This is a genomic window from Kamptonema formosum PCC 6407 (genome assembly GCF_000332155.1).
GTDB lineage: Bacteria > Cyanobacteriota > Cyanobacteriia > Cyanobacteriales > Microcoleaceae > Kamptonema > Kamptonema formosum.
The window spans coordinates 100,740-117,737 of the sequence record NZ_KB235908.1; the positions used below are offsets into that span (position 1 = coordinate 100,740).

Consider the following 16,998-nt stretch of genomic DNA (forward strand, 5'->3'; position numbering starts at 1 on the left):
CTCTAATTCCTGACACCGACCTCGAACTTCAAATAGTAAAAGTCCCCAGGCGTTACAGCGAGTCGATCGCCCCCTGCAACCTCGCCTTATAATCCTTCTCACCTCGGTTTGTTTGATTTCGCATACTGTCCTTTTGTAACTCAAGCAACTTCTCATAAATCCGCGATCGCCCCGGAACCTGACACCAATTGCCAATCGCCTCAGCCAAACCCTCCACCTTTTCAGGCCAATGGCTCGCCTCCTCCTGCAAGTTCTTTGAGTCTTCAGAACTCAACAAATCCCGACAGCCCACCAATTGAATAAAAGCTTCCACCTTCTTCTCTGAAGGTGTTGGAGGCTTAATCTCTTTGAGCAGTTCTTCTTGATAGTTCTCCGGCTGGCAGCTATCCACAAACAAGAATAACGGATAACGCAACCACTGACCGAGGGACTTCGCCCACTGTTTAGCTGTCGATAGCAGTGGAGGCTTGGATTGTATCCAGAGAATCTGTGAAGATGCAGGATGAGAAGGGTTCTGCCGCTGCCAATCTGCGATCGCCCCCCACAGTTGGCAAACCCCGTCCGGCTGAGCTTTCACCAGTTCGCCCAAACTTTCGCGATCGTCCGGTGAAAACAGCTCTTGATTTTGAGAAAGCAACTGCTTAAACTTCTCCAGCTTTTGCTGGAAAGCGCGATCGCTCATCCGCAGCCGCGCCTTTCTCCAAGCCCAAACTCCCCCCCCTACACCCGCAGCAGCCAGCAAGCTCAAAATAACGGCTACCCCAAATGGGTGTAGCGAACCCCCCAGCAACAAGCGTACTGTAATGGGACTGCTTGCAGTAATCAAACCTGCACTAGAGGCAACAATTGCTCCAGTTCCCAACCCGGCACTGGCGATATAGACGGCATTTTGTAGCTGGCGATCGCGCTCTTGCTCTGCCTCTTCTTTCGCCCGCAATTGCTGCGAGTAAATACGCTGCCACTCCTTGTCTGCCTCTTCCTTCTCTCGCAGGGCGAGGACGGAGATGCGATCGCGCTCTCGATCCGCTTCTTCCTTTTCCCTTAAGGCTAGTAAGTACAAACGTTCTCGTTCTTTGGCAGTTTCATCCTGACGGCGCATTTCCTCTTGGCGTTGGCGATCGCGTTCTTTGGCAGCTTCGTCTTGTTGTCGTATTTCTTCTAGACGCTGGCGATCGCGCTCTCTCTGAGCAGCTTCCTGCCGCTGCAAATACTGCAACTGCGAATATTCCTGCATTTCCCGCACTTCGTCGTTCACTTCCCGATAAAGCTGCTCTAGCAGAAATACCTCTTGCCACTTGCGGTAGCAGCGGTGGTGGTGCTCACGCTGCATTGCTTGGGTGAAGTAACCCCATGCTGTAAACGCCAGCAGTCGGTTGCGGATCTCCTTAAACACTGCCGTGTTGTTCTGCACGTCTGCCTCGCTGTCACTACTGAATTTCCACTTCTGAGCAACAGTTGTTGATAGCGATATCAGTGCAAACCGCTGGTGCAGCGCTAGCAGAAACAGCAGAAAATATTGTTTGCTTAAGTGAGATGGCAGCGTTCCTCGGAAAAATGGGTTTTCCTGGGGAACGTCACACGCCAGGAAAGCACTCCCTTCCAACGAACAAATGAACCACTGCTTCTTCGCATAAGGCAGCAGCGCTGGGTGATTGTCAACTAAATCTTCTGGAGCGGGGTCATCTCCCTGGTTTGCGTTGAAGAAGTTGTGCAATCTATAGCGAAGGTAGGGAATTTCTGTTGTATCGATGTTATCGACATATAAGGCTGTAAAAGGCAGCATTTGTCCAGGCACAAATACTTCTTGCCACCAAACTCCTGACTCTCCTTCCAAAGAACCACTCCTCAGTAGCTCGCTCAAAATGATGTTCCAGTTGCATTGGCGCGAACCATTAGCTTCTTGAGAGAGTTGAGGGAAAAAGGGTTCCCAGGTTTTTTGCCTTGTCGCTTCATTCCATATTTGCTGCTCTGCCTCCAGTCGCACGTTTCTCTGGGTTTTAATAAAGCGAAAAAAGTGAAGAAAATCTAGCCAATCATTAACCTTATTGGTATCTTTGACCTTACTGGTATCTTTTGGTTGGGTCTGCACAACGGCAAATCCAACTCCTACCTGAAACAGGATTAGTTGCACTGCTTCAGTTCCTTCACCTTTTTCGCCAAAGGTAAAGGGTATTTCTCCTTTAGTTTCCCACCGAAGTTTCCAGTTAAATTTGCTCGTAAAGCCGAGTGTATTCAGCGCAGCGTAGTTGAGTTTCCAGTAGCGGACTGTTGGAGGATTCCTGTTGGTATCAAGGTAGTTAGCGATGTGAGCTAGTAAGTCATCCGTTGGAAAAGTATGGGGTTCCCACAGGGGGATATCTCGTTTTGCCCCCGACACTGTAGCGCCATCAATCGCTTTAACTCGCGCTTCAAACTCGGACGCTTCAAATAGGAATGGGTAGACAAAATAGATAAATGAAGTTTTCTGATCGACAACTGCTGTTTCAAACATCATTTTTTCTCTCTGTATCCATTCTAAAATTTTGGTCAGCAAAAATATTAGCGTCTAGTTCAACTATAGATGAAGTTGCAGAGAATAAAGATACTATAGTTACAAAAGTATTTTCAAGGAGAAGTATCCTAATTTTTGGCATCCAAGCAGGCGATTGCCCCCACATTGGCAGGCAGCACCCCAATTTTAGGGTTGAATGACAGCCAACTCTCCACCGCCACGATTATACCCCTCTTCTGTCGCTTAGTGACAGAAGAGAAGTATCCCTCCCAGCAAAGCAGAGGTTATCAGCCTTGAGCCAAATTGTTACAGTTTTCAATCGAGCGATCGCACTTTACCAGAGAAGGCGATCGCCAGTACAGCACTTTGCGAGACCAAGAGGTACAGTAAAAACCGCTCAGATATTTACTGGTGCTAATGTGAATCAATCTCCTCAATTGAAATGGTTTGCTCTCCCTCATATTCCCAATAGAATCTCAGAGCCATCGAAGCCGCAGAACCCCAAACTTCACCTTTTTTATATCTGTATCGGTGGGTTCTCAAGCTTCTGTATTCAGGCCCTTCTGATGCTATTGTTTGAAAAGCTTTATGGTATTGCTTTTGAACTTTGACAGGAAGCGATTTCAATTGTTTTTTGACTTGAGGAGAAAACCGTAGCCGAAATTTAGCAGTTTCCTTGCTCATAAACCACCAGGGGGAAAAGGGAGAAAATATCCTCCCCTTTTTCCACCCAATAGCAGGAAGTTTCCCGCTATCTAAACAATGAAAGCCTCATCATCGATTACAAATTTTGGCTGCACTCCCAACACCTTTACCTTGCACCGACAGTGAGCAGAAAGAGGATAGAATCGGATTTGGTCTTGTCGTTTGTTCAGCAATTTCAACAGCCGTTTTTGCAGTTGTTCTTGCTGTTTTTCATCCAACACGCACTCAAATACTGACTTCTGAACCCGGCAGCCGCAAGTTTCTAATAACTTAGAAATCTTTAAGCGGCGGCGGTCATCTACAATGTCATAGCAGATGAGGTAAAACATTACATTTTTGCCAGTATAGGGTATTCATCTTCCAATTCGTTAGCATCGGTAGCAGCGTTATTTTTTGGCAGTGACCAAACCAGCGGCCGGTAATGCTGAATATCTCCTAACATGCAGGCGATATATTCCCGGACTTGCAATTCTAAACAGTGGCGGTAGGTAACTGTTCGGTTCTTTCGTACTTACTATGCTAAAACTTTAGGAAAATGCCAGCTAATCAAAGCTCTAATTTCAAAATTGTTAAAGTTTCTAAATCCAAATCCACAACGTTTTAACAATTTTAATTTGTTATTAATTCCTTCTACTATACCGTTGGTTGTTCGGCGTTCAAAATACCCAACTATTTCTCCAAACCACCGTTTGATTGTTGGGACACTATTCCGATAGTATGGAGCAGCTTTTTCAATCCAATCTATTAGTTTCAATATCCCTTCCCCTAAGCTTTTACTCTTTTCAAATAAAGAGTGAAATTCTTCCTTTAATGAGTGCATTATTCCTACTAACGGTGAAGCTTCTTTTACTTGGTTCAATTTTTCTTTTTGTTTATTTGATAATTTAACTACGCCTTTTAATAAGATATATTTACTTCCTTTCAAGCTAGTAAATAATTTAGCTCTTTCCTTAACTTTTAAGGCTTCTGCCGTTTTTTTTTGGTCAACTCTCGCTTGATTTAACTCTTCATGGATCATTTTTGTAACATGAAATCTGTCCACTGTTACCTCAGCATTTGGGCAAAGTTTTCGCACTAATGATTTATAATTACCACTCATATCTATACTTACTTCTTCTATCTGTTCTAACACTTCTTCACCCCATTGCCGCATCATTTTTTCTATTTCTGATTGTGTTCGAGATGACACTAGCCCTACTAGCTTATGCGTATCTAGGTCTACTAAAACTACAATAAATTTTCCTTGTCCTTTAACCAAACTAATTTCATCTATCCCTAACCGTTTGAGTTGAGCTACGTGAATGGGCATGATTGACTCAGCTATAAACATTACCATTGACCAGACTTCTTCATTTGTTAATCCATTATTTTTAGCGACGTTATTAACGTCGCTATGGATCACCTGTTCGGCAATCATTAGTGCATATCTATTGGTAAAATTTTGACGTTTGGCTACAAAACTTAATGTTTCACTGAAAGGTTTTTCACAATTATTACACTTAAATTGCCGCCGATTTACTCTTAAAATTACTTCTCGGTTCCCCATCGGCAAATCTTTAACTAAATGTCCATGATTTTGATGAAGACGATGACTACTTCGACCACAGTGTGGGCAGATTGCCGTTTTTGTCTCTACTTTTACTGAGAAAATTAATGTTTCATCTGTTTGTCTGCTGTCTTCTACTATAACTCCGGGTAGGTTTAGCAGTTTGGTCATTATCTTTTTCATAGTTAACTTTGCTCCCAACAACTATTTACTAATATTTTAGCATAGTAAGTACGAAAGAGCCATCTGAGTCTGAGTTCTCTACATAGAACTCGCCTGAGTCGGGCTAATCTCAGCCAAGCTAACCTAAGAGGGGCTAATTTTTTCAAGGCTTCCTTAAATGACGCTTGCCTTGATAAGGCAGATTTGACAGGCGCGAATTTGAGCTTTGCCGATTTAAGAGGGGCGAGTTTGGATGACGCTAACCTGACTGGAGCTAACTTAACCGGGGCTAAGCTGACACAAGGACAGTTCTCCTTTCACCGAATCGATTCGCCTACTTCTCCCCACCATTTATAAATTTTTATCTCTATAATTTGTAATATGGAACCCAAAATGCTGAGTGAGGTTGAGGTGGATGCGCTCGGCGATGGGGATAGAAGATGATGCGAGTCAAAATAGAGATGTCAACGGATTAGATAAGTGCGTAGAAAATATAGCGATCGCTCCCAAGTACAACTATTGACTCTTACACTGTTTAGAGAAGCACTTTGAACTCTTACTACATTGTTGAAGTAGCAACACATAACCTATTGGGCGATCGCGCTTTTAAAACCGGGATTATGCGATCGCACTCATACGGGAGCGATGGCTATGGGAAAGCAGCGATAGCCGACAAATCACGTCCTTACGGTGCTACACATCACCCGCACCCTGTTTTTGGTACGGTTGGCAACACCGGCGAGCCTTCCCTCGACGCTCGTGCCGTGCAGAGTTCTGAGGCTGGCTCATCATGGTGTTGCCACAGCATTTTCGGTTTCTAGGAATAGCTTTGTACGGTTTTCTTCTATGCCAATTAATTCAGATTCTTTCACACTGATTGTGGCAAATACGACCAACCCAGTAGGGTTCTCCTGACTGTTCCTCCCACTTAAAAAGCGGCATCATAATAACTGTAAGCAACGAGCTTCAACCCAAACTTTCCTTATAAAGCTTTAGCAATCTTTGAGGTGACAGATTATGTTGATGCGCTCTTGGCAACCATTCGCAGAAATTGAAACCATCCGCCAGCAACTCGATAAAGCTTTTGACCAACTGGCAACAACGAGAGATAACTCAGAAGTCGCTTGGATGCCAGCTCTGGAATTGGCTGATGCTGGGGACAACTTCGTATTAAAAGCGCAACTGCCTGGAATTGACCCCAAAGACGTTGACGTTCAAGTCACTCGCGAAGCAATTTCTATCTCTGGCGAACGCCGCTACGAAAACATAGAGGCAAAATCTGGCTATGTCCGCTCTGAATTCCGCTACGGCAAATTCCACCGGGTGCTTCCCTTGCCCGCACGCATTCAAAACGACTCTGTGCAAGCTGAATACAAAGATGGCATTCTAACGCTAACGCTGCCCAAAGTGGCTGAAGCTCGCAATAAAGTCGTCAAGATTAATTTGGCCGAAATTGCTGGAGCTTCAAGGAATCCCGCTCTGGAACAGGCTAACCAATAAGGAGTGGCTGTGCTTAATGGAGTGAGGCAAATTTTCCTTTCATTGTGCCTAATGGGATTTACTTAACAACAACGGAACTGGAAAAGTTGATACCGGGAGCGACCATTGCTCTCGGTATTCTTTATTTGGAGAAACCGAGCGAAAAGTTACCTACAGATGCCGTGAACTGACGCTGATTCCAGTTAGTCTGCAAAAATATTTCACGCTTGCCGGCACTAATTTTATTGAATCTGCTCTCGCGGAGAGAGCATTGGCGATCGCATCCCATCCGAGGCTCATATGAGCTAAAGTAGCACAGGTAGACAGACCCTGGTAGCTCAAGCGCGATAGTTAAAGCGTCTCAACCAAGTGATATCATCAATTCGGAAAGTAGCAGCCCGATTTGATGTGAGTAAAGTATCTGTTTAATAACTGATGATTTTCTACTTTCCCAATTCCTAAATAGATATAATTAGCCGATGAATATTCATAGCCTCTTGAGCCAAACCGAACGCCAACGGGTGAGTGATGGAGCCGTTTTACCCATCTTGAACGGTTGCGAATCCTCTATGAGGCAATTGGTACTGCTTTTGCCACAATTGGGAGATTTCGACAGCCTTGAATATGCTTGGTGGTTGCAGCGGGACGCTCAACGGCTGGAAGCACAAGGGATAGCAATCCGTGCTGTGGGAATTGGCTCACGCTCATCGGGTCAGCGATTCTGCGGTTATACAGGATTTCCAAGCGACTGTTTGTTTGTAGATCCCAGTGCCCAACTGCACCAAAAACTTGACCTGTATCGAGGTTTATCGTTAAAACTACCCGGTTTATCTGCTGCTATGAATGCTTACCTCAATCTATTGTTCATGTGTGCGGGGATTGGTAGCCCTGGCACTCTGGCAGAAGTATGGAGAGGATATCGAGGCGACGCAAGAGCACCTCAATTAATTGGTGATGATGAAATTATTCAGGCTCCCCCTCTTCCACCCCTGAGAGGCTCCACTTTCCGGTGGGCAGGTGGCAAGGGTTTCCAGCGTCCATTTGAATTGGCAACTTTACGGCTGCGGAATATGGGAGAAGTGCTGAGTCATTGGAAAACCTATGTTCCAAATGCTGCTTATCTCACTCAACGAGGCGCAACTTTCTTGTTTAATGGTCAGGGAGATTTAATTTACGAGCATCGCGATCGCGCCATCCTTGGTTTCGCTGCTGATCTGAGCAATCCTCTGAAATTTCTCTCAGAAATGGTGGGTGATGGAGACTCGCTCGGGCAGGGCAATATGCACTAACTACCACCCTTCTGGTGTGGGACTGGTAGGAGGTAAGAGTGGTCGATAGCGAATGGGTATGGGCTTACGGATAGGGGGATTCATGCGATCGTACTCAATCCCATCATTATCAACCTGTTAATCTCTGCGTTAGTAGGTGCTATTAACGCTGTAGAAACTAGAGTTTGCTTATTTGGTGATTGTAAGGTTGTTAAAATTCCGAGCAGCTGGCACATCCTCTATTCAACGATCGATCAAAATACTTTGACCGCTATTGCCCCCCACAGCAAAAACGCTCCGCTCCGCGATGAAAGGTAAAATTGTTTGATTAAATTTAGGGTAGCGATCGCGGCTGACAATCCACTTTTAACTGTCCTCCTATTCCCGGCGAAAAAACGGGAAAGCCCAACTTTTTACCACAACTGCATAAAGTAATGGTCAAAAAAGAAGAAGACACATCAGATCCACGTAATTATGACGTTCTTTACCAATTGGATCTGGAGCAACTTAGATTTTTTGCCGCTCAATACAAGGTTAAGGGCTGTCAAACAATGAGTAAATCGGAGATAGTTGAAGCAATTAAGGAATTGAGCCGTATCAGAGACGAACAATACAGGAAATCAAAGCGATCGCGCCGTAAATAATTCCTATAATTTATTAGCGATCTCCAGAATAATCACTTCTCGACTGTCCCCCCCGACAAAATTGTTAAAATCTAGAAAGCGGGTGCATCTTCAAACCTGCTTTAAGGAGAATTTTAACAATGTGGCTAAAATTTGGTGTTGCTCCCAGCGGCGAACTGGCGAGCATTGATGAAGTCGCGCGCGGAAAAACTAACCTCGCCTGCCTGTACTGCGGCGGCGAACTTACAGCAAAAAAGGGCGCGGTGAAAGAACATCATTTCGCTCACACTGGGGAAACTTGCAAGCCCGTTTCTCAGCGGATAAAAACTAAAGCTTTCCCCGCGCTGCCCCTCTACGACAATTTTAATGTCCAGCTCAAGGGTGATGAATTGGAACAATTGAAAGTGCTCTGGAAAGAGTATGGCATTGGTAACAGTCCCATTCCTAGAGATTTAATTAGCTTCCGATGGGAGTTAAAGGGATTATTACAATCAGAAGACGAGCAATTTTATCAGTTTACAAACCTCGGTAAAATCCCCGTCGCGGCGCTGCCCCTGGCGTTGTTCAATCGAGTACAGGAACCATTACTATTGTCAGAGTTGATGAAGTTACAACAATCAGCAGAAGTGGCCGAAGCTGCTGGACTTTCCTGTTTGAACGAGCGATTAGCTGATTTGCAGATTTATCGAGCACAGCTTCGTCGGATTTTGGTAAACTCGCTCTATTTCCTTGAGGTGAAAGCTGACGGCAGCGCCTTCTACAAAATCGGCGTTACCACTCGATTAATTGAAGAGAGAATCGCAGAAGTGCAGCGGGATGTGAGGGCGCATTACTCGGATGTTGTTATCAACTTGCTGGGACTGTGGGAACACCGGGGGAATGTGGAGCTGTACTTCAAGCATCGGTACAAAGCTTTTAACTTTCGCATTGGCACGCTGACTGAGTATTTTCAGTTCCCTGATGTCAAAGCCGTGCTGAATGATTTGTATGGGATGGAACCTAAAGTGCTTAGTGATGTTGAGGTGGATGTTCTCAGCTTGTGCAATCGCCTCTGACAAAACCCCGCAGCAGTTACGCATTATCACAGAACTATAAGGGCTTGTGGCAGGTTCATCAAACTAGATAAGGTTAGCAATCGCTACAAGATTTGGAGCTACTTTGCAAGTGTCTAAGCCTTCAAGATAGCGAATCAAGTTCCAGTCTACGTTATTAATAAGACCTGTTCGGGTTTCTCGCAACTTGATAACTAATGTAGTTTTCTTGGGTGCTCCGCGACATAAAAATTACTTTGGTTTGCACGCGGGGATATGGTTAAAGCTATACTCCGTAACAAGCTCCAGTTTTTTATCTATTAGAGGCTCCGCGATCGTCAGTATGAATGGAGTGAAGCGCTCTGCCTCAATACTATTGAGTTAAGGCTCAAATTTTCGCATCATCAGTCAGACTGTAACTCGTAAGTGAAGCGTATTGAAGTATGGAACAGCTTATCCGTAACTAAACAGCGTTAAACTGTAGTTTACTTCAGAAGCCCAAAAATTAACACTTTCTCCGATCGCCCCCCATCAATAAGCATCTATGCCTACTTTCTCCGCTAACCCCGACAACTTTGGCGAATTGCTGCAAATGGTTAAAGATGGACACGAGATCGCTTTGACAGCAGGGGAATATAAGGGGCCATTTACCATTGAACGAGCGATCGCGCTGCGGGGAGAAGGAGAAAACACCGTCATATTTGCCAGTGACGAACCTGCCTTAAAAATCGCAGTTCCGGGAGTGAAACTGGAAAATTTGAGCGTTCAGCGGACTGTCGGTGGGAATACGGGAGAAGTTGCGATCGCGGCCGCACCGAATACCGCGCCAGTCTTAGACAGAGTAAGATGTCTGGGAACCGCTCCCAACGTCCAGTGGCTAGGGGTAAGCTGGGACATCCCTACAGCAGTCCACTTCGGGGAAATCCAAACCAACCGATATTTGCAGCGAACCGAGCAACTGCAACTCGGTGGCGACTGCACAGTTTCCTGGTCTCAGCCTTGGTTACAAGTACAGCAACCTTGCCTGTCTTGCGGGTTGCAGAAACTAGATATTGCCCTCAATTCCCAAGATATTCCAGCCGGAACTAACCTATCTGGCTTTATTTTTTTGCAAGCATCTAGCCAAAACTTCTCGATAGAAATTTCTGCGATTGTTACAGCACCTCAAACCAGTCATCATCAATCGCCTCTCTCATCACAAATCGCAACAGCAACTCTCAATGAGGAAAATTGGGGATATCGGTTTTTAGGGAACCAGGCGATCGATTACCTAATTCGTGAAATAGAGGGTAAAAATGCTCTCTTAAAGTATCCAGAATTTAGCGATCGCCGCGATCGCGCCCAAGAGTTGCTATCTGACATTTTAGGAGACGAACCCAGACCTTTCTATGTCCGCCGCAAAGGGCCGGGAGAAGAAGCGGGCGAAGAAAAATGGGAACTCGCGATCGCCACAGATATCGAAGCAGCAAAATTACCAGAAATCCTTGAAAAACGGCAAAAAACATTAAGTTTGGTGGCTCTTGTCACCGAAGGCAGATCCGATGGCTTGCGCTTACTTTCTGCTCGTTTAGTTTCCCCAGAACGGGGACGTAGTGATGGTTTTTCCGTTCTCTTCTTCCTAAGTCTGCACCTCAATCACCAGTCTCGAATGGGAGTGCCAATTTCAGCTTTAAATCGCATGAAAACTGTTCCCTTTTGTGGGGATTGTGTGCCGACAGAAGAACAGTTAAAAGGTTGGAAAGCCTTTTTAAAGATTGAAGAGCGAATTGCTAAGACGCGAGAATTTTTCGTGCCTTTTTATGGTCATAACTACGGCTCTGCTACCCGCAAAATTACTTTTGAGATTACTGTATCTGAGGCAAAACTTGACAAATCATCAGGAATTTCTCTCAAACAGGATGACTTCTGGACAAGAGCAGCTAAGGCGAGAAATGAGGATATAAAACTTGTAGTGCGAGTTGAAGAAAGCCGTGAGGAAGATGATAGCACATCTGGTAAAGAATCTGTAAAGCAGCCTGCAAAGTGGAATGCAATTTTATTAGGATCGATTGAAGAGATTGACAGAGAAAAGGGATTTGTCCGCGTGAGACTCGATTCTGAGTTAGTAGAAAAAATAGGAGAAGGACACTATCAGTTGCCGAAAATAGGCTTTTTGTCTTTCGAGGCTGCGGGAGATTTAACTCAAATTAAGCGACAGAAAAAAGCTTTAGACGATCTGCAAATGGGAATTGCTCAGAATCCCTATGTAGGAGAATTTTTCTTTGATGCTTCTCAGGCAAGACCCTTACAAACAACTGTTAAACTGAAGCCAGAGGATTTGCTGCTATCTGGGGCAAATGAGGATCAAGTTGCAGCAGTAGAAGCTGTCTTATCTGCACCCGATTTAGTGCTAATTCAAGGGCCACCAGGAACGGGGAAAACGACTGTAATCGCTGAAATTTCCTATCAAGTTGCGCTACGGGGTGGGAGGACTTTAATTGCTTCTCAAGCAAATTTAGCTGTTGATAATGCGTTGAGTCGCTTAATTCATAGTCCCGTTATCCGCGCTTTGCGAAAGGGCCGTGCGGAACGAGTTGAAGAGGAAGGTTTGCCATTTTTGGAAGATAAAGTAATTGGCAATTGGCTGAGAAATACGGCTGATGACTGCGAGAAGCGATTGGTAAAACAGCGGGAAAATATAGATTTTTTTAGGGAATTGTTAGTAGGATCGGAGCGGTTTTATGCGTATTTGCGAGACGAGGAAAATTTACAAGAAAGTCAAGAGGAGTTGCGATGGTATAAGGTAGAGTTAGAGGAAACCTGTAAAGCGCAAGAAAGTGTCTATGAAGAAGCGGAAGCTAAACAGCGCGAAGTTGTTGAATATTTCCTTCCTAGTTTGGAATCGCTAATGTCTAAATCTTCAGTTGATTGGGAAGATGTAGCAGTAATTAATTTATTGACAGCAGCTATCAAACTCTGCGACAGTACCAAAGACCTTAGATTGGGGTATATTTCTGAAGGAAACTTCAAGGTAAATGTTGAAAAAGCAGCTAGAATGGCTGCCGAGCTAGGTCTTCAACCTCCTCACGATTTACGGCTGAATCCTTTTAGTTTAGCGGCTTGGTTAAAGGAGCAAGGTCTTCCACAAATTCAGATGTCATTGTCTCATTGTATAAATGCGATATCATCCATCAGAGAAGCGGCAGAAGCTGCACGAACACTCCGTGAGAAGTCCGCCGCCGTTCAAAGTTTGGAAACAAACTATCAGCGATTTATTACTCTTACCGCCCAGAAAAATTTACAGGAAACCATCAAAAGTTGTGAAAACAAAAAATTAAGAATTGTTGCAGTCAGAAGTGAAATAAACCAGTGGAAATCAACCGCTTATCAGAGGATTTATGTAGCAATGAAGCAATGTGTAGAAACTAATCGAGCCTTTACAGATGAGCTGATTCAACTACCGCTGGATGTGGTGTCATTTGTAAAAGCTAATCCCGCCCCTTGGGGAGCTCATCTCGACAAGTGTAAGTTAAAAATTGCTATTTTAATTACTAGAAAAAGTGAAGCCAATAAAATTGCTCTTGTTGAGCGGCAACTGAACGGGGTAGCCAAGGAAGTTATCAGTAGTATTGCTACTACTACGCGAAACTGGCTGAGCCAACAACAGGAATTAGAGCAAAACCAGAAAACCTCTGTTTTGAAATCCCTAAAAAACTGGGAATCCACAGCTTATGAGAGCGTATATGAGGAGTTAAAAAAATGTGTAGAAGAGAGGCGAAGATTTACAGATAACATGATTAAATTGCCACCTGATTTGCTGGCAAGTGTTCCTGTAAAACCTCAGCCTTGGCGTTCTAACCTCGATAGGTGTCGCTCGAAAATTGCTAATTTAATTGCCAAACAAAGTGAAGTGCAAATCCCCAACTTTGATGCGGAATTAACTCCCATTGCAGCCGAAGCGATTGATGGTATTGCTGCCAGTATATCTCAATGGCTAGAGCAGAAGCAACCGGAAGCAGAAAAACAACTCCAGCAGCTAAAACAACAGCTTAAAGAACAGCAGCAAGCGATAACCAGGCAACAGCAGCAACAGCAGGCAATAGCAAATGCTAAAAAGGAATTAGAGGTTCTTCAGCGTGAAGCTGAAGCCAAGTCACAAAGAGCGATGCAAGCCTTAGCAGAATTGAGCAAGGAGTCAGGTATTCCCGCAAACTTACGCAGTTTCGCTATGCGGTATCAATCTTTTCCTTCTCTTTCACAAGCGATCGCTAACATACCTGTATCAGAATTTCCCCAACGAGCGAAGTGGTGGGAAAATCAGATAAATCAGTTTGAAAAATTAATCTCCTCACTCGATCCATTATTGGAACTGCGAGTAATAAAAAATGCTCTTACAACCATTCAAGGAATCTTACAAAAGGGGGTTGATAAAGCCTTAAATCAACTTCGAGAATGTCAAAATCAGCTTCAGCAAATGGAAGTTGAACTGCAACAACTCCAACAACAACTGCAACTATCACCCACTTTAATTTCTGAACGAAAATGGTGGGAGTCAGCATGGCAAACTATCCCCGATCGCCTTAAACCGCCAATCCCCGCCAACGGCTTATTCGATCTCAACTTCTTACGCACAGTAAAAGCACAATTCGATGCTTGGCATCAACAACTCACTCAAGAAGAATACCATCTCAAACGCTATCAAAACCTGATTCAAGATTGGATAGCCAAACTTCGTAACCCTTCCGAACAAGATCAGAGCGAATTGAGGCGAATTTATATCGACAATGCTAACGTCATCGGCATTACTTGTAGCCAAGTAGCTGGCTACGGTTTCAAAGAATTCAGCAATTTTGATGTAGTCATCATTGACGAAGTGAGCAAATGTACGCCTCCAGAAATTCTGATTCCTGCACTCAAAGGCAAAAAATTAGTATTGATTGGTGACTATCGCCAATTACCGCCAATGCTACATGAAAAGAGCTTAGAAGAAATCGCGACAGAAATGGGAAGCGAACCGGATGATATCAACTTTCTGGAAGAATCTTTATTTAAGAAACAATTTGAAACTGCACCAGAAAGCATCAAGCGACGGCTGACTATTCAGTATCGGATGCACCCCCACATTATGGGAGCGATTAATCAATTTTACGACCATAGCCTGCGTTGTGGAATTATTGAGCCTGAGAAGGTGCGATCGCACAATTTAGCAGGCGACATCATCCGAGCAGAACAACACCTAATCTGGGTAAAAATGCCTCAAGAACAGAGTTTTGAAGAGCAGTTAGAGGGAACTTCTAGGTATAATCTTAAGGAAGTCGATGCGATTGACATTCTGTGTGAGCAAATGGAGGATGTTTGGAGTCTGAAAGTTGCGGAAGGACAACCGAAAAAAGAAATCGGTATCATTACCTTTTATGGTGCTCAATTGAGGCGAATTGAGGAAATGCTTAGCAATCGCAAATTCCCCTCACTTTCCATTAGAACGGGTACTGTTGACAGATTTCAGGGTATGGAACGGCCGATTATTATTGTCAGCATGGTCAGGAATAATTCTGAGGGAGATATTGGCTTTGCTAAAAAGCCAGAACGGGTAAACGTTGCCTTTTCCCGAGCTCAGGAATTGCTGGTAATTGTGGGATGTCATTCACTTTTTACAAAGCACAAAGGTAAAGTGGGAAGTATGTATTCAGAAGTAGCAAATATTGTACGCCGAAATGGAGGTCTGATTGATGTTTCTAGTATCCTCTCCTAAACCAATTGATCCCCAATTACAGGAATTAGTCCAACAAATAGAAAAGCAAAGTCCGGCTGGCATATCAGTGCTGGCTGGTCGCCAATTCCGCTACTGTTTAAAGCAAATATCAGTAGAAGTTACTATTAGCGAACCCCGCAAATTTAACATCCTTGAAGAGTTTATCCTCCGTGCTGGCATAGAGAGTGAATGGACACCCACCGAAAATGAATTAGCAGTAGCTTTAGGTCTCGATCCTGTATTCGTGGAAAATACTGCTAATACTCTGCGAAGTTTAGAAACTTTAGCCTGGACACCGGATGCCAAAATTATTCTAACTCCTCAAGGTAGGCAATTTTACGAGGAAGGTTCTGTACCACAACCGCCACAAAAAAAGCAGATTTATGCGATTGCTGACCCCTTGCAGGAAAATCTATTTTTTCTATCTTCCCCTTTAGAAGGAGTACAAATTGATCTGCCAATTCTTGAAGATTTTATCGCAATAGAAAATCATTATCAAGATTTTAATGAGTTATATATTGAAGAACTTCAGCGCATTATTCAAGCTTCTAGTTTAGGATTGCACGTTCCTGAAGATGGCAAAATTATTACTGCTGCTTCTTTCACCTCTGAGAGTCAAGCTATCTGGCAATCTGTTTCAATTTTTGTGATTTTTGATGCACTGGAAGATGCAGTTAAGTTGCAAGTAAGACGAGGAAAAGAAATTTTACACTATGCCTCAGATTTACTCGATATTTTGCAAACTGAAGGCAAAGTTTCTTTACAAACTTTGTTGTATCTGAGTGATGAAACAATTGCTGCGGAGCGTGAGCAGCTCCTCAATCAACGAAATAAAGAAGTTGAAGACAGAATTAAGAAGATTGAACAGCAGGCGATTGAAACTGTTAAAGAATTGAGGGAAACTGGGGAGCAAGTTTCGCCGAAGGGAAGCGAGGAAAAAGACCAGGTGGTTTTGCTACGAGATAGTCAAATTCGGCAGTCTTTCTTAGAAACTTTGAGAGGAGGGAAGCATCAAATCTTAATTTATTCTCCTTGGGTGAGCAAGGAAGTGGTAGATAATGAGTTTATTCAATTACTTCAAAACTTAGCTAATAGAGGAGTGTGGATTTTAATTGGTCACGGTATTTCCCGGCGACAACAGGATGAAACTCGACCAATTCCGCCACAAGTTGAGCAAAAGCTGAGAGAAATTAAAACGCGGGAAGGTTTATCCGCAGTGCAGGTATTTTGGCTGGGAAATTCCCATGCGAAGGAAGTTGTAGTAGATCGGAACATTCATTTATGCGGTTCCCACAATTGGCTATCTTATCGAGGCGATAAGTTACCGCGTGGTGAGACGGTTTATCAGGTTACAGCTACTGATAAAGTTGAGGCAGCTTATGAATTTCTGGCGGTTCGGTTTAAGGATTATGCTAGAGAATTATGGGAGTCAGCGGTGAAAAATCGCGATACTAATTTAGCTGAAACATCGCTTTGCACTTGGGGAGCGTTGGGAATGGAGGAAATGGCATTAAGCGAATTGCAACTTGCTAATTGGTTAGAACTTTATCCAGTGTGGCTAAATGTGGTTCGTCAGGGGTTAAGATCGAAAAAGATATCGCCGGATTCAGCTTATTTGGCAACAGCGGTTTCAATGGTGAGTCAATTTTCAGTGGATGACTCTAATATTGAGTTATTGCGGTCGAATTTGCGTCAATTGATAGGTGCGATCGCAACGTTAAATCGCCACCAAGCTTTGAAGCTATTAAATGAACATTGGTCACAATTCCGTCGCCTGAACATTGCAGACTCGGCGTTAGTAAAGCCTGATGATTTTCTCTCCAAATATGCTGTTAAAGAACCGGATCGCCCTCAAAAAACATCAGGTAAACCTAGAAATAGCCCCGCTGTCGCCAACCGCAAAGTAGCAAATTAACCCCTTATCCTATCAGGGGTGCAGCATAAGGGCTACAGTTTAATTGA

At 43.9% G+C, this 16,998-nt stretch carries 13 protein-coding genes; 10 read left to right on the forward strand and 3 right to left on the reverse strand.

The window, feature by feature from the left end:
• Positions 1 to 52 precede the first annotated feature (52 nt).
• A complete protein-coding gene (locus OSCIL6407_RS0129895) occupies positions 53 to 2,494 on the reverse strand; it encodes a hypothetical protein (protein ID WP_148288983.1) in 2,442 nt (813 codons plus the stop codon).
• A 132-nt stretch (positions 2,495 to 2,626) separates the two neighbouring features.
• On the opposite strand from OSCIL6407_RS0129895, the gene OSCIL6407_RS35795 reads away from it, so the two are divergent.
• Together OSCIL6407_RS35795 and OSCIL6407_RS35800 are read left to right on the forward strand one after the other, a co-directional pair.
• On the forward strand, positions 2,627 to 2,788 hold the full coding sequence (locus tag OSCIL6407_RS35795) for a hypothetical protein (protein WP_007355611.1): 162 nt from the start codon (positions 2,627 to 2,629) through the stop codon (positions 2,786 to 2,788).
• Positions 2,785 to 3,102: a hypothetical protein gene (locus OSCIL6407_RS35800; RefSeq protein ID WP_155523449.1), complete on the forward strand. Its 318-nt coding sequence runs from the start codon at positions 2,785 to 2,787 to the stop codon at positions 3,100 to 3,102. Before OSCIL6407_RS35795 ends, OSCIL6407_RS35800 begins: the two co-directional genes overlap by 4 nt.
• Positions 3,103 to 3,246: 144 nt before the next feature.
• Here the strand turns inward: OSCIL6407_RS35800 and cas2 are convergent, their stop codons facing one another.
• Together cas2 and OSCIL6407_RS0129920 are read right to left on the reverse strand one after the other, a co-directional pair.
• Positions 3,247 to 3,525, reverse strand: a complete 279-nt coding sequence (gene cas2 / locus OSCIL6407_RS0129910; RefSeq protein WP_019488122.1) for a CRISPR-associated endonuclease Cas2 — start codon at positions 3,523 to 3,525, stop codon at positions 3,247 to 3,249.
• A 185-nt stretch (positions 3,526 to 3,710) separates the two neighbouring features.
• Positions 3,711 to 4,925: an ISL3 family transposase gene (locus OSCIL6407_RS0129920; protein ID WP_019488124.1), complete on the reverse strand. Its 1,215-nt coding sequence runs from the start codon at positions 4,923 to 4,925 to the stop codon at positions 3,711 to 3,713.
• Positions 4,926 to 4,994: 69 nt separating this feature from the next.
• Here OSCIL6407_RS0129920 and OSCIL6407_RS38505 point away from each other — a divergent pair, with 69 nt between their 5' ends.
• The 8 genes from OSCIL6407_RS38505 (at position 4,995) to OSCIL6407_RS0129955 (ending at position 16,951) form a co-directional block, all read left to right on the forward strand.
• On the forward strand, positions 4,995 to 5,261 hold the full coding sequence (locus OSCIL6407_RS38505; protein WP_267879577.1) for a pentapeptide repeat-containing protein: 267 nt from the start codon (positions 4,995 to 4,997) through the stop codon (positions 5,259 to 5,261).
• Positions 5,262 to 5,452: 191 nt separating this feature from the next.
• The gene (locus OSCIL6407_RS35120) at positions 5,453 to 5,725 is read left to right on the forward strand and encodes a hypothetical protein (RefSeq protein WP_148288984.1); all 273 of its coding nucleotides are present in this window, start codon (positions 5,453 to 5,455) and stop codon (positions 5,723 to 5,725) included.
• 196 nt (positions 5,726 to 5,921) lie between these two features.
• Positions 5,922 to 6,404 carry an Hsp20/alpha crystallin family protein gene (locus OSCIL6407_RS0129930; RefSeq protein ID WP_019488126.1) on the forward strand — a complete coding sequence of 161 codons (483 nt, stop codon included), beginning with the start codon at positions 5,922 to 5,924 and terminating at the stop codon, positions 6,402 to 6,404.
• A 458-nt stretch (positions 6,405 to 6,862) separates the two neighbouring features.
• Positions 6,863 to 7,672 (forward strand): peroxiredoxin-like family protein, encoded by an 810-nt coding sequence (locus tag OSCIL6407_RS0129935; protein ID WP_007354252.1) that lies wholly within the window; start codon positions 6,863 to 6,865, stop codon positions 7,670 to 7,672.
• Positions 7,673 to 8,085: 413 nt separating this feature from the next.
• Positions 8,086 to 8,295 carry a Rho termination factor N-terminal domain-containing protein gene (locus OSCIL6407_RS0129940; RefSeq protein ID WP_007354253.1) on the forward strand — a complete coding sequence of 70 codons (210 nt, stop codon included), beginning with the start codon at positions 8,086 to 8,088 and terminating at the stop codon, positions 8,293 to 8,295.
• A gap of 119 nt (positions 8,296 to 8,414) precedes the next feature.
• Positions 8,415 to 9,329, forward strand: a complete 915-nt coding sequence (locus OSCIL6407_RS0129945; RefSeq protein WP_019488127.1) for a GIY-YIG nuclease family protein — start codon at positions 8,415 to 8,417, stop codon at positions 9,327 to 9,329.
• 520 nt (positions 9,330 to 9,849) lie between these two features.
• Complete coding sequence (locus OSCIL6407_RS0129950; protein ID WP_007354257.1) at positions 9,850 to 15,036, forward strand: AAA domain-containing protein; 5,187 nt, start codon at positions 9,850 to 9,852, stop codon at positions 15,034 to 15,036.
• On the forward strand, positions 15,014 to 16,951 hold the full coding sequence (locus OSCIL6407_RS0129955) for a phospholipase D-like domain-containing protein (RefSeq protein WP_007354258.1): 1,938 nt from the start codon (positions 15,014 to 15,016) through the stop codon (positions 16,949 to 16,951). The genes OSCIL6407_RS0129950 and OSCIL6407_RS0129955 overlap by 23 nt, the downstream gene beginning before the upstream one ends.
• The last annotated feature ends 47 nt before the right edge of the window (positions 16,952 to 16,998 follow it).